This is a genomic window from Xenorhabdus sp. PR6a (genome assembly GCF_028599065.1).
In the GTDB taxonomy this organism is placed as follows: domain Bacteria; phylum Pseudomonadota; class Gammaproteobacteria; order Enterobacterales; family Enterobacteriaceae; genus Xenorhabdus; species Xenorhabdus doucetiae.
Map to the genome: position 1 here is coordinate 1 of NZ_JAQRFJ010000030.1, position 21,891 is coordinate 21,891.

Genomic DNA, 21,891 nt, shown 5'->3' on the forward strand with positions numbered 1-21,891 from the left:
CCCCTCACCGTTTTCGTCATACGCTGGCGACCGAGCTGATGAAAGCACCGGACCGGAATTTACAGTTGGTCAGATGTTTGCTTGGACACCGTAGTCTGGTGACCACGATGGAGTATATTGATATCGATATGGACATCGCAGGTAAAACGCTGGAAAGTGAGCTGGCGTTTTATCTGGATCTTTCTGTATAAAGATACAGGAACGTAAAAAATAGGGCGTTCATCTGTTACAGAGAATGAGCCGCCCTGTGTCAAAGACAGCAAGGAAAAACGTTTAATGTTTGATCCCGTATCCAGTGAAGCCTTCCCCTTACTTGACATCAGAATCAATTACTGAAATCATTACCCCTGAACAAGAAAAAGGCGCTTGCTGATGCAGGCACCCTGTATTCTTGATTGGCGGTGTTAATACACCAAATACATGCAAAATAGGACCACCAATTGCTTAACATTTTCTTAACGGCCCTAATGCTAACTCACCTGTTAAGTCATTGAAAATCTTCAACAAACGAGTTTTAAAATTGGTGCCCGGACTCGGAATCGAACCAAGGACACGGGGATTTTCAATCCCCTGCTCTACCGACTGAGCTATCCGGGCTAACGGGGCGCATTAAACCGTATTCAGCTCAATCCGTCAAACACTTTCTGCGAAAAAACCCTGACAATTGATTATTTGCTGTGTTTTTATACCGGTTTAGTGTAATTATTCAGCTTGAGCTGCTTTTTATTAACTTAATGCCCCATTTTTTCGGCATTTTGCGATGGTTAGAATATCTTGAGCCAGCAATTTTGCGGTAATCACATCTTCAAGCTCTCTTTTTACTAAAAGCTTACTGAGGCACCCCTCAAGGATAAGTTCCATCTGTTTGGCGACTTGCTGACTGTCGTCAATATCAAGTTGTTGCAATAATTCTTCTGTGTAATGAAAAGAGTGCTGTTTTTGCAATTCTGCTAATTGGTGGATGGGGTGGTCAACATCAGGAAAAGCGTTGCAAGCAGCAATAAACAGACAGCCCGGATAACGCTGTTCTTGAACTTTTTCCTTGAGGGCATCATAGCGTGCCATTAATTTTTGCTCAGGGCTTAAGGTGTCATCTAACAGGATTTGGCGCTGCCAGATTTCAATTTGCTGACTGTGGTAGCGCAGGCAATCGTAGAGCAGGGCTTCGCGGTCAGGCCAAAAGTGTTTGATATGGCGGGTATCAATATCGAGAGAAGCTAAAAGTGTCTCCAGGGTTGCTGACAGGCCGTGTTGTTCCAATAAGTTCAGAACATGGTTAATCACATATTCTCGTTGCACGGTGGCTCTCCTTCCCAATTATTTTTGTTGTAGATGTTGTACATGCCGGTTAAAACGTTGAGCGTCCATGAATCCATTGACTCGCGAATCGGTGAGCTCTTTACCCTTCTCGAAAAACAAGAGAGTGGGAAGCCCCATCACGTTCAGTTGTTGTAATAATTCTTTTTGTTTTGGGGTGTTATCCGTGACATCTGCCTGTAACAAGAGGAATTGGCTCAATTGTGCCTGTACTTGTGGATCACGGAAAGTATATTTTTCAAACTCTTTGCAGGCGACACACCAGTCAGCATACAGATCCAACATAATCGGTTGATGGCGGTTTTCAGCTAAAATTTGACTTAATTGTTGCCAGTCAGTGACTTGTTGAAAGTGCAACGTGGCTTTTTGCTGTTCTGCCGCAGGATCTCCCCAGATCCCATCTTGTAAAGGACGTGAAGCGATGAAAGCCAAAACCAGCAAAATGACTTGTAAAGTTCGCACCCAGCCGTTTTTGCTGTTTAACGTTAATGCGAATGCCCAAATCAGGAAAGATACGGCTAATAGGCTCCACAATCTTATGCCCCATGTGTCGCCAAGCACCCGTTCCAGCAGGAAGACCGGCAAAGCCAAGATAATGAACCCGAAGGCTTCCTTGACGTACTGCATCCAAGGGCCACTGCGTGGCAGAAGTTTGTGCCCAAATAATGTGACGGCGATAAGCGGCAAGCCCATTCCCAATGCGTAGAGATATAGCGTCAAACCACCGACCAGGGTATTACCGCTTTGGGCGATATACAGCAAGATAGCACTGAGCGGTGCGGTAGTGCAGGGAGAGGCGATCAACCCTGCTAAGGCCCCCATAATAAATACACCAAGGTAAGAGCCGCTTTGTTGCCGGTTGCTCCAATCTACCAGACGGGTCTGGGCGGAAGAGGGAAGCTGTAAGTTATAGAGTCCAAACATGGATAAGGCGAGCAAAATAAACAGGAGTGACAGCCCGACGAGAATGTAAGGATTTTGCAGGGCAGCCTGAAATTGTAAGCCGGCCGCCGCAACGACTAAACCCAGCAGCGTGTAAGTGAGCGCCATTCCCTGAACATAACTCATCGCGAGCCAAAAAATTCGTTTCAGGCTTTCAGGGCGTTTTTGACCCAAAATAATGCTGGAGATCAGCGGGTACATCGGCAGGATGCAGGGGGTGAAAGCGATACCCATGCCAATCAACAGCGCCCAGAGTGGCGAAAAGGGAACGTCATGGGCATTGGAGGACGTATCTCCCTGTTGCTTGACGAAATCGGCTGATGGTGCGGTTTCATCACGGGGTTGAGTGGTAGCAACCACAGCTTGCAGGGGCACGTTTAAGGTTTCAGGGGGATAACAATAACCCGCTTCTGCGCATCCTTGATAGGTGACTTGGAGAGCGCCATCATTGGTCGCAGATAAGATAGAGGCATTAATCCGCGCCGATTGAAAATAGACTTCGGTCTTACCAAAAAACTCATCTTCATGATCTGCGCCTTTGGCATAGGTAATTTCACCCAATGAGGCTTCTTGATTGGGAACGATACTGAACTGTTTTCGATAGAGGTAATAACCGGGTTTGATATCCCAGTTCAACGTGAGTTGATTTCCTTGTTGCTGAAAATCAAACATAAATGCCTGATCAGCAGGAAGGTAGAGACTTTTCCCTGGTTGCTCAAACAGTGCGCTGGCTTTGCTGGCAGACAGCGCGATACCGCTAAACAGTAGAAACAACATGAGAATACGTTTCATCATAAGATAATCTTTAACCTGTCCGTATCGTGGGTTTGATTTGTGAAATTTATCAGAGCCTGCACTATAACCGATGAGTCCCATGGCAGAAAGTCACTTGTCTAATATTAAGACAACATGGGTTTTTTGACAGAAAAGAGGGATAAAGAAGAGATTTCAGGGGCTGGTACGCCCCTGAATAATGATGTCAAACCATTTGGTAAAGTTACAAGATAATGCCACCAAATAAGAAACCAAAGGTGACAGCCAATGCAACGGCGATGGTGCCCGGAATAAAGAAGGGGTGATTGAAAACAAAACGCCCGATGCGGGTGGTTCCGGTATCATCCATCTGTACGGCGGCAACCAGTGTCGGATACGTTGGCAGGATAAACAAACCAGACACCGCAGAGAACGACGCGATCGCCGTTAATGGGGTGACATGCAGTGCCAGCGCCATTGGCATCAGAGCCTTAGCGGTTGCGGCTTGTGAGTAGAGCAGCGCTGAACAGAAGAAGAAAATAACCGCCAGCAGCCACGGTTGGGCATGAATCAAACTTCCCGCTGTTTCTTTGATCCAATCCAGATTGGCCTGAACAAACGTATCTCCCAGCCATGCCACGCCCAAAATACAGATACATGCACTCATCCCTGCTTTAAACGTGCTGGAGTTCAGGATGGCATCGGTATCGACGGAGCAAATCAGGGTGGTGAGCGTGGCGACACTGAGCATGATGATCAAAATCGCATTGGTGGTGTTCATCAGCGGTTTTTCAACCAGACCGACACTTGGGCTATTGATAATCGCATAAATGACAACCCCAACAACCCCCAGCAGGAACAACAGGACAGCGCGTTTTGCTTTGGGTTTGATTTGAATCTGACTGGCACCGCGCATTTCTATCAAGCCATCTTCAAGGCGTTTTTGATAAACCGGGTCATTCGACAGTTTAGAATCAAAAAGCCATGAAACAATGAATGACATGAGGATAATGGCACAGAATGTTGCCGGCAGGAGTACCATCAACAGGTGGATATAGCTGATGCCCTCTCCCTCCATAATGGACGCCATATAAACCACGGCCGCGGAAATAGGCGAGGCGGTGATCCCGATCTGAGCCGCGACAACGGCAGTGGAGAGCGGACGGCACGGTTTTATGCCTTGCTCTTTGGCGACTTCGGCAATCACCGGCAAGGTTGCCAGTGAGATGTTTCCCGTCCCTGCAAATAGTGTCAGGAAATAGGTGACGATAGGTGCAAGGATGGTGATGTACTTGGGATTCCTGCGCAGTAATTTTTCAGTTTGCTGAACGAGATAATCGAGTCCGCCAGCCACTTGCATGGCGGATATCGCAGCAATGACCGCCATGATAATTGAGATAACGTCAAATGGAATACTACCCGGTTTAACACCGATGGCGGCGAGGGCGAAAACCCCAATCCCACCAGCAAAACCAATACCTATTCCCCCTAATCGGGCCCCTAGGAAAATGGCCAGCAGAACAATAATCAATTCTACGGCTAACATGTTAAATACTCCTTCATTTATTTAGTTTTATGAAAATCTATGGTTAATACTTTGTGTTTGCTACAAATTAAAAAGGCACGCTTCCGGTTGGAATAGCGTGCCTTAATAATTAAGACGAATTCGTTATTATAATCATTAATCAGTCATCAAAACGTTTTGCTTTATAAGCCGGATGTTTTAGGTTCTCAACGGAGAAAATATCATCTAATTCAACTTCGGTCAGTAAACCGCGCTCAAGCACGACTTCACGGACGCTTTTGCCGGTTTCAGCACAGATCTTGCCCACGATATCGCCATTGTGATGGCCAATGAATGGGTTCAGATAAGTGACGATCCCAATAGAGTTGAAGACGAAACTTTCACAAACTTCTCGATTAGCCGTAATGCCATTGATACATTTTTCAACCAGATTACGGCAGGCATTGTTCAGAATAGACATCGATTCAAACATCGCCTGTCCAATCGCCGGTTCCATCACGTTAAGCTGCAACTGACCCGCTTCTGCCGCCATCGTGATGCAGGTATCGTTACCAATGACTTTGAAGCAAACTTGGTTAACAACTTCTGGTACAACGGGGTTAACCTTCGCTGGCATAATGGAAGAACCCGCCTGTAATTCTGGCAGATTGATTTCATTCAGACCAGCGCGAGGGCCGGAAGAGAGCAGACGCAAGTCATTACAAATCTTGGACATCTTGACCGCCAGACGCTTCAACGCACTGTGAACCATAACGTAAGCTCCGCAGTCAGACGTGGCTTCTATCAAATCTTCTGCGGGTTGGCAAGGTAAACCGGTCACTTCGGCCAATTTTTCAACCACCAGCTTTTGGTAACCCGGTGCCGTATTCAAGCCAGTACCGATAGCGGTAGCGCCAAGGTTCACTTCCAACAGTAGTTCTGCGGTGCGGGTGATGTTTTTGATCTCTTCTTTCAACAGCACGGAAAACGCACGGAATTCTTGGCCCAGAGTCATGGGAACCGCATCTTGTAGCTGGGTACGACCCATTTTTAGAATATCATCGAATTCAACGCCTTTTCTGTCGAAGCCCTCTTTCAGCAACTCAATGGAATCAATTAAGTGCATCAGGGAGTTATAAACAGCAATACGGAAGCCGGTAGGATAAGCATCATTGGTGGACTGGCTTTTGTTCAGGTGATCATTCGGGTTCAGGTACTCATATTCACCTTTTTGATGTCCCATCAATTCCAGGCCGATATTTGCCAGTACCTCATTGGTATTCATGTTCAGCGAGGTCCCTGCGCCACCCTGAAAGACATCAACAGGGAATTGATCCATACATTTGCCTTTATTGAGGACTTCATCACAGGCTTTGACAATAATATCCGCTACTTTGCCGGAAATAGTATGGAGTTCTTTGTTTGCCAGTGCCGCGGCTTTCTTCACCATTACCATGCCTCGGATGAATTCGGGCACATCATTGATAGTACGGTCACTGATATAAAAGTTTTCAATCGCACGCAGAGTGTGAATACCGTAGTAGGCTTCAGCAGGAACTTCTCGTTTACCTAACAGGTCTTCTTCGATACGAATGTTGTTTGACATGAGAACCTTCTTAAATTAGATACGTGTTTTTTACTGTTTATTCGTGTTTTTGTTGAGAAATAATGTTGCCGACAACAATTTCCCTGATATTAGATACTTATCATGAAATTGCTGGCGCGATCATATGTGGATTTGTGAGAAATGCCTTGAACCTGGATCACTTTATAGTGCTATTTTATTGATGAAATAACATATGTGTGACTAAGGTCACGATTACGGCAGGAAAAAGTTAAGTATCCGAAGTATTGAAAACGACCACGGTTATCCCCACATGGGTTATCTGACACCCTATTATGTGTTACACATAGGGTGAACTCTCAATAATAATGAATGAAAGGAGAACCACGTGCGTTGGCTCCCGCTTATCCTTATCTGCCTTCTGGTTTACATCGAGTCTGTCCTGTTTGTTCGAATTGCCTCGGCAGTTGGGGTTTTGTTGACTCTGCTGTTGGTGATTCTTACCTCTTGTCTTGGTGTCTCTCTGGTGCGTAATCAAGGCATCAAGAATTTTATGGCTATGCAGCAAAAACTTGCAGCCGGTGAGAGCCCTGCCGAAGAGGCGGTCAAAAGTGTTTCTCTGGTTATCGCTGGATTTTTGCTGATACTGCCCGGTTTCTTCACCGATTTTCTCGGATTACTGCTGTTATTACCCCCCGTACAAAAACGCCTGACCGCGAAGCTATTGCCTCATATTAAGCTTTACCGCCCGAATACGTTTTATGGTTCCGGTCATCATGGCAGCGGTCATGGTCAGAATGGGCAGACGTTTGAGGGGGAATATGAGCGCCGGCAAGATGATCCCGCTTATACATTAGATGACCAAAAATCCGCGAAACAAAAAAATCATGGTGAACCTGACCGTCAGCACCCTAAGAAATGATGACCGCTGCGTTGGCTGAAATTTCCGTGGGTAAGAAAAAAGTAAAATATTTTTTGTTGCCCACCCTTGAAGTCATGATCCCAAGCCCCAATTTGTAGCTTCATGGTACTGGTTCTGTTGGGTTCTGGTATCAATCCTCTTACCTGATATGGACTTTATTTATAGGAGATCTATCAATGAACATTCGTCCATTACATGACCGCGTTATCGTCGAGCGTACCGAAGTTGAATCAAAATCCGCCGGCGGAATTGTTCTGACGGGCTCTGCTGCGGGCAAATCTACCCGTGGGAAAATTCTGGCAGTCGGCAATGGTCGCATCCTCGAAAGTGGGGAAGTGAAGGCGCTGGACGTAAAAGTGGGTGATACCGTCATTTTTAATGAAGGTTACGGCGTGAAAACAGAAAAGATCGATAACAAAGAAGTGTTGATCATGTCTGAAAGCGACATTCTGGCAATTGTTGAAGCGTAATTGAGAATCTTATTACGCTGAGATCTTCTTAATAATTGAACGAATTTAAAGGAAAGACACAATGGCAGCTAAAGACGTAAAATTTGGTAATGATGCTCGCAGCAAAATGCTACGCGGTGTGAATGTATTGGCTGATGCAGTTAAAGTGACCCTGGGTCCTAAAGGCCGTAACGTTGTTTTGGATAAATCTTTCGGTGCGCCTGTCATCACTAAAGACGGCGTATCTGTAGCACGTGAAATCGAATTGGAAGACAAATTCGAAAACATGGGTGCTCAGATGGTTAAAGAAGTCGCCTCTAAAGCCAACGATGCTGCGGGCGATGGTACTACGACAGCAACCGTGCTGGCTCACGCTATCGTCACCGAAGGTCTGAAAGCTGTTGCTGCCGGCATGAACCCAATGGATCTGAAACGCGGTATCGATAAAGCTGTGGTTGCAGCAGTCGACGAGCTGAAAAAACTGTCCGTACCTTGCTCTGATTCCACTGCTATTGCGCAGGTTGGTACTATCTCTGCAAACTCCGACGAAACAGTAGGCAAACTGATCGCACAAGCGATGGACAAAGTCGGCAAAGAAGGTGTTATCACCGTTGAAGAAGGGACTGGCCTGGAAGACGAGCTGGATGTTGTTGAAGGTATGCAGTTCGACCGTGGTTACCTGTCTCCTTATTTCATCAACAAACCAGAAGCCGGTTCTGTTGAACTGGAAAACCCATACATCCTGTTGGTTGATAAGAAAATTTCTAACATCCGTGAACTGTTGCCAGTTCTGGAAGGTGTAGCTAAAGCAAGCAAACCTTTGGTTATTATTGCAGAAGATGTTGAAGGCGAAGCGCTGGCAACGCTGGTTGTTAACAACATGCGTGGTATCGTGAAAGTGGCTGCGGTTAAAGCACCGGGCTTCGGTGATCGCCGTAAAGCGATGCTGCAAGATATCGCGACTCTGACCAATGGTACGGTTATCTCTGAAGAGATTGGTCTGGAGCTGGAAAAAGCGACGCTGGAAGATCTGGGTCAAGCGAAACGTATCGTTATCAACAAAGACACCACAACGATCATCGATGGCGTTGGTGAAGAGGGTGCAATTGCTGCACGTGTGACTCAAATCCGTCAGCAAATCGAAGAATCAACTTCTGACTATGACCGTGAAAAACTGCAAGAGCGTGTTGCTAAACTGGCAGGCGGTGTTGCTGTCATCAAAGTGGGTGCCGCAACTGAAGTTGAAATGAAAGAAAAACGCGCTCGCGTTGATGATGCACTGCACGCAACGCGTGCGGCGGTAGAAGAAGGTGTTGTTGCGGGTGGTGGTGTTGCTCTGGTTCGTGTTGCCAGCGCTATTTCTAGCCTGACGGGTGATAACGAAGATCAGAACGTCGGTATCCGCGTTGCACTGCGTGCAATGGAAGCGCCAATGCGTCAGATCGTAGACAACGCCGGTGAAGAGCCATCTGTGGTTGTCAACAACGTGAAAGCGGGTAAAGACAACTACGGTTATAACGCGGCAACGGAACAGTACGGCGATATGATCGACATGGGTATTCTGGACCCAACTAAAGTCACCCGTTCTGCACTGCAATTCGCAGCTTCTATCGCTGGCCTGATGATCACCACTGAAGCGATGGTGACTGACCTGCCTAAAGATGACAAAGCTGACTTAGGCGCAGCCGGTGGTATGGGCGGCATGGGTGGTATGGGCGGCATGATGTAATGCTGTTCATCCTGCTGATGGATTCTTCCATCCACTTAGGATAAGACTTTAAAGGCGAGCCGTTTTTTCTGCTCGCCTTTTTACGTTAATTAATGAGGGAAGTTATGCGGATTAAAATTTTGTTTGGTGCGTCAGTATTATTGTTGGCAGGGTGTACGACAACTCATCAATTAACTTCTGCTGGTGCCAATGTGCGTTTTGTCGATACGCAACCAAGCAGTGAATGCCAGCGGTTAGGGGAAGTGGTTGGGACACAATCCAACTGGCTCAATGGTGTTAGCAATGAGAGCAGCTCTATGCGTAGTGCCGGCAATGACTTACGCAATAAAGCGGCTGAAATGGGGGGGAATGTCATTTATGGCGTAAACAGCCCGTCCGCAGGATTATTGGCGAGTTTTGTTCCCCTCGACAGCAAAATGGTGGGTCAGGTTTATAAGTGTCCCTAAGCATTAACGATCTAAAATCGATAGGGCTAGTGAGAAAGTGGTTTGGGCAACGCCCAGAAAGAATATTTCGAAACGTCAGTTACGTATGATTCAGCTTCTGTGCGCTGCCCATTCAGAAGAGCTTCAACGATGATATAGCGTCGGCTTAATCAGTGATTGGCATAGCATTAGTTTTGGGCTAGCCCTAAATCCAGAGGGGTTTTGCTGGGTTCTCCCCCAATTTCCCTTGTCAGGCTTGGAACCAGATAACCGGAGACTTTAGTCAATAACTCTCGCATGATAGCTTTCGCTTGTTCATCTTCCACAAGAAAATGGGCGGCACCTTGAACTTTATCCAGAACGTGAATGTAATAAGGCAAGATCCCCGCATCAAATAACGCATTGCTTAAGTCTGCCAGCGCATCGGCATGATCATTGACATCACGTAACATTACACTTTGATTCAGAAGCGTCACTCTGGCTTGTTTTAGCCGCATCATGCTTTCGCGAAACGCATCATCAATTTCATTTGCATGGTTGATATGGGTCACCATGATCACCTGTAAACGGGTTTGCGCTAAACGATTACACAGCGAAAGCGTGATTCTATCCGGGATCACAACCGGCAAACGGGTATGTATCCGCAACCGCTTAATGTGTGGAATGGATTCAATTTGACTGATTAACCAGTCCAGTTCATGATCCTTCGCCATTAACGGATCGCCACCAGAGAAGATAATTTCGTCAAGTTCAGGGTGTTGTTCAATATAATCCAGAGCAAGCTGCCAGTTTTTCTTGTTGCCTTTATTGTCCTCATAAGGGAAATGGCGGCGGAAACAATAGCGACAATTGACCGCACAGCCCCCTTTGACCAATAGCAGCGCCCGATTGCGATATTTGTGCAGCAGTCCGGGAACGACACTGCGCTGTTCATCCAGCGGATCAGTGGAAAAATCAGGGGACGTCACAAACTCTTCCCGTGAAGTCAGGACTTGTAATAGAAGAGGATCACGCGGATCGCCTTTTTTCATTCGTGTTACAAACGCTCTTGGCACACGCAGGGGAAACAGACGCTTTGCTTCATTGCCTTCTTTCAGCATCGCATGCGTATTTAACGACAATAGTTGCAACAACTCATTGGGATCAGTAATAACATCCGCAAGTTGTTTTAGCCAGACTTCTCTGGGAGGGTGAATATGGGTTATAATGTGTGCCATTTTTTTGGCTAAGCCATTTTGTTAAAAATTAGAGGATCTCCATGGCTACTTATAGTACCAATGAATTCCGTTCAGGTCTTAAAATCATGTTAGATGGCGAGCCGTGCGCTATTCTTGACAGTGAATTTGTTAAACCAGGTAAAGGGCAGGCATTTGCCCGTGTTCGTCTTCGTAAACTGATTTCTGGTAAACTGCTGGAAAAAACATTTAAATCAACAGATTCCGTTGAAAGTGCAGATGTCATGGATGTCAACCTGACTTATTTGTACAACGACGGTGAATTCTGGCATTTCATGAACAACGAAACTTTCGAGCAGTTAGCTGCGGATGCGAAAGCCGTTGGTGACAATGCAAAATGGCTGATCGATCAGGCAGAATGTATTCTGACACTGTGGGACGGCCGTCCTATTGCTGTCACGCCACCAAACTTTGTTGAACTGGAAATCGTGGATACCGATCCAGGTCTGAAAGGTGACACTGCGGGTACTGGCGGTAAACCTGCAACGTTGAGCACCGGTGCTGTGGTTAAAGTCCCTCTGTTTGTACAGATCGGCGAAGTTATCAAAGTTGATACTCGTTCTAACGAATACGTTTCTCGCGTGAAATAATCGCGTTTGTTATTTTAAAAAAATCGCAACCCCTTCGTCTAGGGGCTGCGGTTTTTTTGTTGCTAATTACCGATCACTAGCATTTATTGCGGCTATCAGAACGGATAGCTATAATCCCATTTCATCTCTTATCGTTATCCTGGACGACCCGGATAAACGCCATCTTATTGGGGACGGCCCCACTTATCATCATATAAAGGGAAAGACATGTCTTGGTTGATCCTTCTTATTGCAGGTTTGTTGGAAGTCGTGTGGGCAGTAGGCTTGAAATATACCCACGGTTTTTCACGTTTGATACCGAGTTTAATGACGATCAGCGCGATGGTTGTCAGCATGGGGTTACTCGCCTATGCCATGAAAAATCTGCCGGCAGGAACGGCCTATGCCGTGTGGACAGGGATTGGTGCGGTAGGTACAGCGATTTTCGGCATTATGGTACTGGGGGAATCTGCGAATTTTGCCCGAATATTGAGCCTCGGTTTGATTGTGGCAGGCATTATTGGCTTAAAGTTAGCCAATTGATTGCTGATAAATAAACCCAGCAGAGTTGCTGGGTTTATCATTATTTTTTTTCATAACGTGAAGGCCATATTTCTTCTGGCGAGCGTCCCAGCGCTGCTGCAATAAGACGCTCGCCTTTTGGCCAGTGTCGTTGCAGTGCATTGGCAAGCGTTGATGATGCCAGCCCTGCTGTCCGCGATACTTCTGACAGTGTTGTCCCACGCTTTTTCAACTCAGCAATGATGTCAGCAGAATGCCAGTCTTTTTTTTCCATCCTTAACTTCTCCGATTGTCTAACCATTTTATTTTCAATAAACATAAATTACTTTTCCGTAGACTATAAGTCACACATTTTAGCATAACTCCAGCTAAAACGTGACTTATAGTCCGTGGTCGGGTAAGTAACATGAATCGATACTTATCGGATGAAAAAATCGAACAACATCAAATCCCTTTTTGGTCAAAGAATTCGGTATCTCAGGAGAGAAGCTGGGATGTCACAAGAGGCTTTTGCCGATAAGTGTGGATTGGATCGCACTTATGTCAGTGGTATTGAGCGTGGAGTCAGAAACCCTACCTTGGAAATTATCAATGTGATAGCAAATGGATTGCAGATTGAACTCAATGAATTGTTTGATTTTGAGACAATACACCCTCCCCATTAAACTAATCTCTATATCTTCACCTTTTTTCTTTCAATGACAAAGTTGCAGCCAATAAAGCTGCGACTAGAAAATCATCTTCTTTGTCATTTGGCTTTAACATCAGGCTGATTTACCTGACAAGGTATTACAATATGTCACATTATTTTTGATCTTATGTCGTGCTGTGTTGATGGGGAACTGGTTAGTTTGAGCGAAATTTCCTCGCCCCTTGAGGCTGCCCTTCCGCTTCAAGCGCCAAAAAATAAATTAATAAAATCAGTAAGTTGTTTCACCAATATTTTTCAGCGCATTAATCACTAATTGCCAGAATTTTGCGTGATCTAATTTAACCGCAACTTGCGTATGGCAATCTTCAGGGGGAGGAAAACGGAAATCTGCCACCGTCATGCCGGTGGTTAACGCTCCCGTTAGCTCGATATCCACAGGCACTTTTTGGGTCGTCATAACATCAGGATCGATCACATAGGCCACCGCACAGGGATCATGTACGGGGGGATAGCCAAAGCCTTGATGCTCACGATACCTATCGCCATAAAATTTCAGCGCATCCAAAACGAATTGAGCCGGACGAGTCTTAATCTGGGCGATGGCGTCGATAATATCAGGGGTTGCTTGCGCTTGATGAGTGAGATCTAAACCGACCATCGTCAGCAGCCATTTTTCGTTAAAAACAATGTGTGCCGCTTCCGGATCGATCACGATATTGAATTCTGCCACTGCGCTGCGGTTTCCTTTATGATATCCGCCTCCCATCAAGACGACTTCCTTCACACGCTCAACGATTTGTGGCGCTTTGCGTGCGGCCATAGCGATATTCGTCAACCCCGCAGTGGGCACCAATGTGACACTTTGGGGCGGATTTTCCATAATCACATCAATAATTAAATCAACGGCATGGCGGGCATCCAGCCTTATGTTAGGCTCAGGAAGAATGGTGCCATCCAAACCCGTTTCACCATGAATGTCTGGTGCCGTCTTGATTTCCCGCACAAGCGGGCGGTGGCAGCCTGCGGCGAAGGGAACGTTATGAATATTGGCGATGTGTGCAACGCAAAGGGCATTTTGGGTGACTTTATCCAGGGTTTGATTACCCACCACTGTTGTTACCGCCAACAATTCAATATTGGGATCTCCATGAGCAAGCAGGAGAGCAATGGCATCATCATGCCCAGGGTCGCAGTCAAGGATAATTTTCTTGGGTAGCATATTTATTCCTTTTTTCGGTACATATGTAAATATCTACCCTCAGAATAATTCACTAATAGAAAAAATTCCCCCTCAAGTTGTCACAAAATGAAAATACTCAGGTAACAATTTGTTAATAAATATTTTAATAATTGTGATTTGATTAACATGAAAGCAACAAATGGTTTGAGCATTTCAAGAACATATGATTCATATAGATACCAGAGATGAAGTGCAAGGATAGCGATTTTTATTAATTTATTAACTTATTAATATCCTGACTCTTTCATTGCTTTGTTAATACACCTGAATAACAAATGCTCATGGGGTATAACATGAATAATAATCTTGACTCATTAACATATTATGCAGTGACTAAAAAATATGATCTTCGTTTTCCAATGTTGACAGAGGATCTGGATGTTGATGTCGTTATCATTGGCGGCGGTTTTTCTGGTATCAATACGGCCTTAGAGTTGGCTGAAAAAGGCATCACGAATATTGCTGTCTTGGAAGGCCGAACGTTGGGATATGGCGGTACAGGCCGTAATGGTGGTCAGGTGATGACGGGAATTGGCCATGATCTGGATAAGATCAAACGCCATGTGGGTCCAAAAGGACTGGAAACCATATTTAAAATTAGCAGCTTGGGAGCGGGAATTATCCGTGATCGCATTGCCAAATATGATATTCAGGCCGACTTTTGCCAAGGCTATGCCTATCTTGGCATGAATTCACGGCATGATAAAACACTGCGTAGTTGGCTACCGGAATTTCGTGCGGCTTCTCCTGATGAAGAAATTGAGCTTTATACTGGCGCAGAGGTTAAAAAAGTCATTGGCTCAGATCGCTATACCAGCGCATTAAAACATATGGGCGGCGGACACGTTCACTCACTCAATTTGCTGTTGGGGGAAGCCAAGGCTGCCACTGAATATGGCGTCAAAATTTTTGAAAACAGTCAGGTTGTGGACGTAGAGTATGGCCCCAGGGTTACAGTACGCACAGCAACGGGGTCGGTGCGTGCCAGCAAAATGTTGTGGGCGTGCAATGGCTTTTTGGATGGGCTTGAACCGACGATTTATAGAAGGACCATCAATACCTATGCTTTTCAATTAATGACAGAAGAACTGTCAGACGATTTGATTGAAAGGATTAGTCCGATTCGTGGGGCATATGGTGATATTAGCCCTGTCATCGATTACTACCGTGTGACCAAAGAAAATCGCCTGCTATATGGCGGCGCGACACATTTTATTGAGTATATCCCTTCTGATTTAAAAGCATGGAACCGCAATCTCATGCTCAAAACCTTCCCTTATTTAAAAGAGGTGAAGATAGAGCTGGCATGGGGGGGACCATTATGTTGCAGCGCAAATCTGTTCCCGCAAATAGGCTCTCTGCCTAATCATAAAAATGTGTTCTATGTTCAAGGCTATTCGGGTTTTGGCGTAACGCCGAGCCACATCATTTGCAAAATTCTGGCTGAGGGGATGAGCGAAGGCTCAGAGCGCTATTCGCTACTTAGTTCGATTCCACACGCCAATATCATCGGGAAAGACAGACTGAGAAATGTCCTGCTCTCAGCCGGTAAGATTTGGCACCAAACTTCGGGTTATTGGAAAGGGCGTCGTTAATTTTTTTGAACAGTCACTATTAAAGGAAAAAGTCATGATAAAGCCATTACTGTTAGATAAAGCACTTCCTGAATTAATGCCGTTTGGCAGTGTTACCAACCTTGGTTCTATTGTGGTGGAAGGTGATCCGCAGGCAAGTGGAGTCATGATCCACGGCGAGCCAGCGGATAATCTGACATGCGGTATTTTTGCCTGCACCCAAGGCAAATTTAAAATGATCTATCCCTTTGATGAAATGGCAACGGTGCATGAGGGGGCCGTAAAACTGACCGATGTCAAAACCGGGGTGATGGTTGAATATCAGCAAGGTGACTCGTGGTTTGCGGCAAAGGGAACCGAAGTCTTGTGGGAAATCACCAGTGAGAGTTTCGTCAAACATTATATGGCTTGTGTTAATGGACAATTGTCTGATTAAGCAGAGGAAAAGAGGATGAGTGAAATTAATTTGTTGGCATCCGTTACCACTTTTTTGCAGCGTTCCCACGGTCATTATATTAATGGTGTCGCGGTGCCTGGTCAGGAAAATGAAACTTTTTCGGTCATTAATCCCGCTTCGGGTGAAGCGCTGGCAACGGTTAATCAAGGCGGAGAGTTCGAAATTAATCAGGCAATGCAGGCGGCATCAGCCGCTTTTCACGGCGTATGGACACAGACTTCTCCGGCAGAACGGGGAAATTGCCTGAACCGGCTGGCTGATCTATTGCAAAAAAATGGTGAGGAGTTGGCACAACTGGAAAGTTTATGCTCCGGTAAACCCATCCAATTATCCCGTATGCTGGACGTGGACGCATCCGCCGATTATTTACGCTATTTTGCCGGATGGTCGACCAAAATCACGGGTGAGACATTGAACGTTTCATTGCCATCGCTTAAAGGGGAAAAATATTCTGCATTTACTTACCGTGAGCCTATTGGCGTTGTCGTTGGTATTATTCCGTGGAACTTTTCCATCATGATTGCGATCTGGAAATTGGGCGCCGCACTGGCCTGTGGTTGTACGATCGTGCTTAAACCCAGTGAATATACTCCCTTAACCCTGCTTCGGGTCGCTGAACTGGCAAAAGAAGCGGGTATCCCGGATGGGGTGATCAATATCGTCAATGGTTCAGGTGCCCGCACAGGTTCTTCCCTGATTAATCATCCCCAATGTGCTAAAGTCACGTTTACTGGCTCCGTTCCGACAGGCATTAGCGTGGGGAAACTGGCGTTGGAACAGGGGCTAAAGCGTACAACGCTGGAGCTTGGCGGCAAAAACGCAGCCGCTTTTCTGTCTGATATGACCGTTGAAAAGATCGTGGATGGCATATTGGAAGCGGGATATCTGTATCAAGGGCAAATTTGTGCGGCTGCGGAACGTTTTTATATTCCATCCGTTCATATGGATGCAGTTTTAGCATTACTTTCTGAACGCTTATCTGCAATGAAAATGGGTTCTCCTCTTGATGAATCAACGGAAATGGGGCCATTGGCTAACAAAGCACATTACCAAAAGATTCTGTCACTGTTTGAAAAAGCGCGTCAGGAAGGCAGTGAAATTGTCTATGGCGGCCATGCCCTGAAAGGGCCGGGATTTTTTGTCGCCCCAACGATCATCAAAGCCAAGAGTGTTGAAGACACATTAATGAAAGAGGAGACTTTCGGGCCAATCGGGACTTTCCTCAGTTACGATGATGAGGAAGCGTTAATTAGCCTGATGAATGCGACGCCATTTGGTTTGTCTGCCAGTTTATGGACAAATAATCTGAGCAAAGCAATGCGCATGACTCCCCGCATTGAAGCCGGCATAGTTTGGATCAACATGCATACCTTCCTCGATCCGGCCGTTCCCTTTGGTGGCAGTAAATCTTCAGGGATGGGGCGTGAATTTGGCAGTGCCTTCATTGAACATTACACGGAGCTAAAATCGGTCATGATGCGTTATTGACAGGATGCGACAGTAAATGGGATGGAAAAGAATCGTTGTCATAAGAATGTCGTCATAAGTTCAAATAATTGTCATATGACACATCTATTCTATTATTCAGGCAACTCAATATGATGATTTTTCATCCTATTCCTCTGATTGCAAGGAAAATCCTATGTCGCGTCATTATGAAAAAAAACGGCTTGCTGCGGTGATCGCTGTATTGATATCAGGCGTTATTGCGCCCGCATGGGCTACTGGTGATGCCAATCACATCATAGAACAACCGCGTGCAGCACAAGGCAATATTACCGAATTTGGCGGTGCCCGCCGCCTCACTCAAGATCAAACGCAGGCGCTTAAGGCGGCGCTGAGCAACCATAAAGCCAAGAATGTGATCCTATTTATCGGTGATGGTATGGGTGATTCTGAAATTACCCTTGCCCGTAATTATGCCGAAGGTGCCGGTGGATTCTTTAAAGGGATCGATGCCCTGCCATTTACCGGGCAATATACCCACTACTCGTTAGATAAGAAAACGCACAAACCCAACTATGTTACAGACTCTGCGGCTTCCGCCACGGCTTGGGCTACGGGCGTTAAAACCTATAACGGGGCGTTGGGCATTGATGTTTTTGGCAAATCTCATCAATCTCTTTTGACGTTGGCGAAAAAGAACGGTAAAGCAACGGGAAATATCACCACGGCTGAAATTCAGGATGCCACACCCGCGGCTTTATATGCCCATGTGACGAACCGCAAGTGTTATGGCCCGGAAGAAACGTCGAAAATATGCGCCACGGATGCGTTAGAAAATGGTGGTAAAGGTTCCATTACCGAACAATTGCTGGCTGTACGCGCTGATGTCACCTTGGGCGGGGGCGCTAAGTCGTTTACCCAACAATCGGTATCTGGCGTCAATAAAGGGAAGACGTTGCAACAACAGGCACTGGAGCAGGGCTACCAATGGGTAACGGATGCGCAGTCATTAGCAGCCGTCAAAAATGCGAATCAACAAACACCCTTGTTAGGCTTGTTCCATGAGGGAAATATGGATGTCGCCTGGCAAGGGCCAAAAGCGGTTTATCACGGCAATATCAATGAAAAGCCGGTGAAATGTGCAGTAAATGCCCAATTAGATCCCAACGCACCTACGCTGGCGCAAATGACAGAAAAAACGATTGATTTACTGAAAAAGAATAACAATGGTTTTTTCCTGCAAGTCGAAAGTGCTTCGATTGATAAACAGGATCACAAGGCCAATCCTTGTGCCCAGATTGGTGAAACCGTCGCCTTAGATAAAGCCGTACAAGTTGGCCTTAAATTTGCCAAAGAGCATGGGAATACGCTAGTGATTGTGACAGCGGATCATGCACATGCCAGTCAGATCATTGAGCCTGATGTTAAATCACCCGGTTTGACGCGATCACTGATAACAAAAGATGGCGCGATCATGACCGTCAATTATGGTAATTCGGAAGGGGATGCTCAAGAGCATACCGGTACACAGCTACGTGTTGCCGCTTATGGTCCATATGCTGCCAATGTTGTCGGTTTGACGGATCAGACGGATCTGTTTTTTACCCTGCGTGATGCCATGGGTTTGAAATAATGGGGCTGAAATAATAATGACAACGCGGGAACAAGGAAAACCTGACGTGGTGACTATAGATAAAAGCGGTGGCAAACTTCTTTTATCAACCAACTGCACAAAAGTTAACCAATCCTGCATTCCTTCGAACTATTATTCTTAATGCGACAGAACCTTTGCAGAACACACTTTGATATCTGTCAGAGCCATAACGATTCTCCTTCCATGTGCCTCTGTGAGTATACAACCATTATCGGACCAGCATATATACTCGGTTCTATACTCACAAGCGACTTGATGTGGGTTGATGTGGGTTGACTCAGGTTGACTTCTGTTGAAAGGAACATCGCACGAAGCCTTGCGGATACTGAATTTCAGACATAAAAAAAGACGCTTCTTTTTATTAGCGTCTTAATTTATATGGTGCCGAAGGCCGGACTCGAACCGGCACACCCGAAGGCGGTTGATTTTGAATCAACTGCGTCTACCGATTTCGCCACTTCGGCACTGAAGGGTTCGGAGAACGGGGGCCATTATACCTGTCAGAAGAGCATTCGCAACACTTATCCTTTCAATCTTGTTCAAGTGTCGAAAAAAGAATCTGTTATTCTATTTTTTCGCCAATCCTTCACCTGCAACGTTTAAAATCCAATCCCCTTTTCCATCACATCCCGCAAATTCCCTCTCACACAATTTTTTTCTGCCAATAGACAAGCTATCAACTCCTTATATAATTCAAAACAATACACTGCTATGAGGTAAATTATCATGACGATTATCAGTTGGATTTTTACAGGTATCCTGTTGGGTCTGGTTATTGGCGCCATTATGGCGATTTTTAAGAAAAACAGATAAAGCTTATCCCCCCACTTTAATGCTCCCTGATTGGTTAATCCAAAAATGAAAAAACGCCTATATAAACTGTGTGCTGTTTCCGCCATGATATGGGCGATTTCAGCTTGTGCGGATTCGGGTCATTTACACCAGAACAAATTTCAGCAATCCAATGCGCAATCTGCAAGGTGGGAAGTTTTCGAGGGGAATGGCAAGATCAAGAAAATGGCGACTACGCTGGTCGATCAGTATTCGCAGTCTATCTTTGATGAAGGCAGTCCTTTGGGAATGGCGATGGTGGTTATCGATAATAATCAGGTGATCCATCGCAGTCTTGGGGAAACGTATCGGGGGAGCGGCGTTCGGCCACGGCAGGACTCTTTGATTCGTATTGCTTCTATTACCAAATTGATGACCAGCGAGATCATGATTAAGTTGGCCCAGAAGAAACGCCTTAAGATTACCGATCCGTTACAGAAATACACTTATGATGGTGTCCGTATCCCGAATTACGGCACAGGTCAGCCAATCCGGCTGTATCATCTGGCGAGCCATACCAGCGGGTTGCCACGGGAGCAACCTGGCGGAAAGTGGGGACGCCCTGTCTTTATCTGGCCGACGCAATCGAACCGCTGGAATTGGCTGAAAACCGCAGGAATCAATGCCACGCCCGGCACAACCGCTGCGTATTCCAATCTGGCTTACGATTTATTGGCGGATGCCCTGTCCAAAGCAACGGGAAAGCCTTATCCCCGTCTGTTGCAAGAGGAGATTACCCATCCTTATCGCATGAAAGATACGACACTGACGCCCACGCCATCTCAATGCGCTCGTTTGATGGTGGGGGTTAAATCCAGCCCTTGCGTCAATACCCTTGCCGCTGCGGGCAGTGGCGGGATTTATTCGACTCCCGCAGATATGCAGCGCTGGATGCAGCAATTTTTATCTTCCCATAATCAGTTAAGGAAGCAGACGGCCAGCCGTGAACAAGGCGTTTACTTTAAGCGTGCTGATCTGACGTCAATCACAGGGATGGATGTGGCGGGCCAAGCGGACGGTATCGGGCTTGGTTGGGTCTATATGGATGCTAAAGACGATATTCCGGGGATTTATCAGAAAACCGGCGGCGGCGGTGGATTCAATACTTATATGGCCATGATCCCTGAGCAGAATATTGGTGTATTTGTGGTGATGACACGTAAGGAACAAAGTCAGTTTACCCGTGTCACGAGTGGAGTGAATGAATTAGTTGCCGCTTTGGCGCGGAATCATAGTCAGATTTAGCACAATGTATTTTGAGTAATGAAAATAACAGACTGAGCTTTGTTAATGTTAAGCTCAGTCTAGTTGCATAATTGTAAACAAAAGTTCTCTATGTCTCACTACTGCTTTCCTATCTCTAGACGCTGCATAAGGTATCTAACCCCATCTATTAATTTTCCATTACGATAAAAATATGGGCCATCCGATAGCACATAATTAACTGGGTCAAAACTTTTCATCTGTTCTTCATGACTCAGTGTAGCAGCTATAAACTTACTTCTTTCACCGTTTTCTCCTGTAGGCTTAAACAACGTATTGACTGCAAATCTAGGCTCAATAACAGAATGCAACATCTTTGTAGGTGTATTGTTTTCAGGAGGAATAGATATATTTTGTAAGTTAGCATAGGAAGTATCTAAGGACTTTGATGACAAACCACTACTAGTTTTCATAACCAGTTTTCCACGATAACCCTCTACTGTCACCATATCAGGTTCAGGTAATAATTCTGAAAATTTAGCTGCAAAAGATTTTTTAAATATGTTTTCATCTGCCGATTGACAAAATAACAAACGAATTTGTTTATTCTGAACAAGAAGCCCCCTCTTCCTTAAAATATCTATTAAGCCCTGCGGCCCTACATTCTTAAATTTATCAGTACCCATCAGCCCCAAAGCGCCGTGGGATACTACACTCAATCGTTGTTGCTTTGATTTAAGACATACATCTTCAACCATATAACATAACTCAGAATAAAAATAATACTTTACACTCATAATAAAAGCCTCAAATTAGTCTAGAAGCATACGAATATGCTTGCAGTTAAAAATATTTTCAGAGTGGTATTTATATAAAAGAAATATCCATTCATCTGGACTTCAC

Annotated in this window: 21 protein-coding genes and 2 tRNA genes; 13 read left to right on the forward strand and 10 right to left on the reverse strand. The window is 45.6% G+C overall.

Annotated features, from left to right (window positions below; genetic code table 11):
- On the forward strand, positions 1 to 191 hold a 191-nt coding region (locus PSI15_RS09770), incomplete at its 5' end, for a tyrosine-type recombinase/integrase (protein ID WP_273583370.1).
- 330 nt (positions 192 to 521) lie between these two features.
- Here the strand turns inward: PSI15_RS09770 and PSI15_RS09775 are convergent.
- The 5 genes from PSI15_RS09775 to aspA all read right to left on the reverse strand — a co-directional run bounded on the left by PSI15_RS09775 (position 522) and on the right by aspA (position 6,122).
- Positions 522 to 597: transfer RNA gene (locus tag PSI15_RS09775), tRNA-Phe, on the reverse strand.
- A 129-nt stretch (positions 598 to 726) separates the two neighbouring features.
- Positions 727 to 1,299: a division control transcriptional repressor DicD gene (dicD, locus tag PSI15_RS09780; protein WP_273583371.1), complete on the reverse strand. Its 573-nt coding sequence runs from the start codon at positions 1,297 to 1,299 to the stop codon at positions 727 to 729.
- A gap of 18 nt (positions 1,300 to 1,317) precedes the next feature.
- Positions 1,318 to 3,054, reverse strand: a complete 1,737-nt coding sequence (locus tag PSI15_RS09785; RefSeq protein WP_273583372.1) for a protein-disulfide reductase DsbD — start codon at positions 3,052 to 3,054, stop codon at positions 1,318 to 1,320.
- A 202-nt stretch (positions 3,055 to 3,256) separates the two neighbouring features.
- Complete coding sequence (locus tag PSI15_RS09790; RefSeq protein WP_273583373.1) at positions 3,257 to 4,558, reverse strand: anaerobic C4-dicarboxylate transporter; 1,302 nt, start codon at positions 4,556 to 4,558, stop codon at positions 3,257 to 3,259.
- A 139-nt stretch (positions 4,559 to 4,697) separates the two neighbouring features.
- Positions 4,698 to 6,122 carry an aspartate ammonia-lyase gene (gene aspA / locus PSI15_RS09795; RefSeq protein ID WP_273583374.1) on the reverse strand — a complete coding sequence of 475 codons (1,425 nt, stop codon included), beginning with the start codon at positions 6,120 to 6,122 and terminating at the stop codon, positions 4,698 to 4,700.
- Between the two features lie 346 nt (positions 6,123 to 6,468).
- On the opposite strand from aspA, the gene PSI15_RS09800 reads away from it, so the two are divergent.
- The 4 genes from PSI15_RS09800 (at position 6,469) to PSI15_RS09815 (ending at position 9,626) form a co-directional block, all read left to right on the forward strand.
- Entirely contained in the window at positions 6,469 to 7,002 is a 534-nt protein-coding gene (locus PSI15_RS09800) for an FxsA family protein (RefSeq protein ID WP_273583375.1), read from the forward strand.
- A 176-nt stretch (positions 7,003 to 7,178) separates the two neighbouring features.
- The gene (locus PSI15_RS09805) at positions 7,179 to 7,472 is read left to right on the forward strand and encodes a co-chaperone GroES (RefSeq protein ID WP_045968544.1); all 294 of its coding nucleotides are present in this window, start codon (positions 7,179 to 7,181) and stop codon (positions 7,470 to 7,472) included.
- Between the two features lie 61 nt (positions 7,473 to 7,533).
- Positions 7,534 to 9,180: a chaperonin GroEL gene (gene groL, locus PSI15_RS09810; protein WP_273583376.1), complete on the forward strand. Its 1,647-nt coding sequence runs from the start codon at positions 7,534 to 7,536 to the stop codon at positions 9,178 to 9,180.
- Between the two features lie 104 nt (positions 9,181 to 9,284).
- The gene (locus PSI15_RS09815) at positions 9,285 to 9,626 is read left to right on the forward strand and encodes a DUF4156 domain-containing protein (RefSeq protein ID WP_273583377.1); all 342 of its coding nucleotides are present in this window, start codon (positions 9,285 to 9,287) and stop codon (positions 9,624 to 9,626) included.
- A gap of 167 nt (positions 9,627 to 9,793) precedes the next feature.
- Here the strand turns inward: PSI15_RS09815 and epmB are convergent, their stop codons facing one another.
- Positions 9,794 to 10,822 (reverse strand): EF-P beta-lysylation protein EpmB, encoded by a 1,029-nt coding sequence (gene epmB, locus PSI15_RS09820; RefSeq protein ID WP_273583378.1) that lies wholly within the window; start codon positions 10,820 to 10,822, stop codon positions 9,794 to 9,796.
- Between the two features lie 41 nt (positions 10,823 to 10,863).
- On the opposite strand from epmB, the gene efp reads away from it, so the two are divergent.
- Complete coding sequence (gene efp, locus PSI15_RS09825) at positions 10,864 to 11,430, forward strand: elongation factor P (protein ID WP_045968552.1); 567 nt, start codon at positions 10,864 to 10,866, stop codon at positions 11,428 to 11,430.
- 207 nt (positions 11,431 to 11,637) lie between these two features.
- Entirely contained in the window at positions 11,638 to 11,952 is a 315-nt protein-coding gene (sugE, locus tag PSI15_RS09830; protein ID WP_045968554.1) for a quaternary ammonium compound efflux SMR transporter SugE, read from the forward strand.
- A 40-nt stretch (positions 11,953 to 11,992) separates the two neighbouring features.
- On the opposite strand, the gene PSI15_RS09835 is transcribed toward sugE, so the two are convergent.
- Positions 11,993 to 12,205: a helix-turn-helix domain-containing protein gene (locus tag PSI15_RS09835; protein ID WP_045968557.1), complete on the reverse strand. Its 213-nt coding sequence runs from the start codon at positions 12,203 to 12,205 to the stop codon at positions 11,993 to 11,995.
- 220 nt (positions 12,206 to 12,425) lie between these two features.
- Here PSI15_RS09835 and PSI15_RS09840 point away from each other — a divergent pair, with 220 nt between their 5' ends.
- Positions 12,426 to 12,596, forward strand: coding sequence for a helix-turn-helix domain-containing protein (locus PSI15_RS09840; RefSeq protein WP_045968559.1), 171 nt, complete (start codon positions 12,426 to 12,428; stop codon positions 12,594 to 12,596).
- Between the two features lie 255 nt (positions 12,597 to 12,851).
- On the opposite strand, the gene uriH is transcribed toward PSI15_RS09840, so the two are convergent.
- Complete coding sequence (uriH, locus tag PSI15_RS09845; RefSeq protein ID WP_273583379.1) at positions 12,852 to 13,802, reverse strand: uridine-preferring nucleoside hydrolase UriH; 951 nt, start codon at positions 13,800 to 13,802, stop codon at positions 12,852 to 12,854.
- Positions 13,803 to 14,116: 314 nt separating this feature from the next.
- On the opposite strand from uriH, the gene PSI15_RS09850 reads away from it, so the two are divergent.
- The 4 genes from PSI15_RS09850 (at position 14,117) to phoA (ending at position 18,933) form a co-directional block, all read left to right on the forward strand.
- Positions 14,117 to 15,418, forward strand: a complete 1,302-nt coding sequence (locus PSI15_RS09850; RefSeq protein WP_273583380.1) for an NAD(P)/FAD-dependent oxidoreductase — start codon at positions 14,117 to 14,119, stop codon at positions 15,416 to 15,418.
- Positions 15,419 to 15,452: 34 nt separating this feature from the next.
- A complete protein-coding gene (locus PSI15_RS09855; RefSeq protein ID WP_273583381.1) occupies positions 15,453 to 15,833 on the forward strand; it encodes a cupin domain-containing protein in 381 nt (126 codons plus the stop codon).
- Between the two features lie 15 nt (positions 15,834 to 15,848).
- A complete protein-coding gene (locus tag PSI15_RS09860; protein WP_273583382.1) occupies positions 15,849 to 17,342 on the forward strand; it encodes an aldehyde dehydrogenase family protein in 1,494 nt (497 codons plus the stop codon).
- A gap of 154 nt (positions 17,343 to 17,496) precedes the next feature.
- Positions 17,497 to 18,933, forward strand: a complete 1,437-nt coding sequence (phoA, locus tag PSI15_RS09865) for an alkaline phosphatase (RefSeq protein ID WP_273583383.1) — start codon at positions 17,497 to 17,499, stop codon at positions 18,931 to 18,933.
- 400 nt (positions 18,934 to 19,333) lie between these two features.
- On the opposite strand, the gene PSI15_RS09870 is transcribed toward phoA, so the two are convergent.
- Positions 19,334 to 19,418 (reverse strand) — tRNA-Leu (locus PSI15_RS09870).
- A gap of 394 nt (positions 19,419 to 19,812) precedes the next feature.
- On the opposite strand from PSI15_RS09870, the gene ampH reads away from it, so the two are divergent.
- Positions 19,813 to 21,030 carry a D-alanyl-D-alanine-carboxypeptidase/endopeptidase AmpH gene (ampH, locus tag PSI15_RS09875; protein ID WP_273583384.1) on the forward strand — a complete coding sequence of 406 codons (1,218 nt, stop codon included), beginning with the start codon at positions 19,813 to 19,815 and terminating at the stop codon, positions 21,028 to 21,030.
- A 98-nt stretch (positions 21,031 to 21,128) separates the two neighbouring features.
- Here the strand turns inward: ampH and PSI15_RS09880 are convergent, their stop codons facing one another.
- A complete protein-coding gene (locus tag PSI15_RS09880; RefSeq protein WP_273583385.1) occupies positions 21,129 to 21,746 on the reverse strand; it encodes a hypothetical protein in 618 nt (205 codons plus the stop codon).
- Between the last annotated feature and the right edge of the window lie 145 nt (positions 21,747 to 21,891).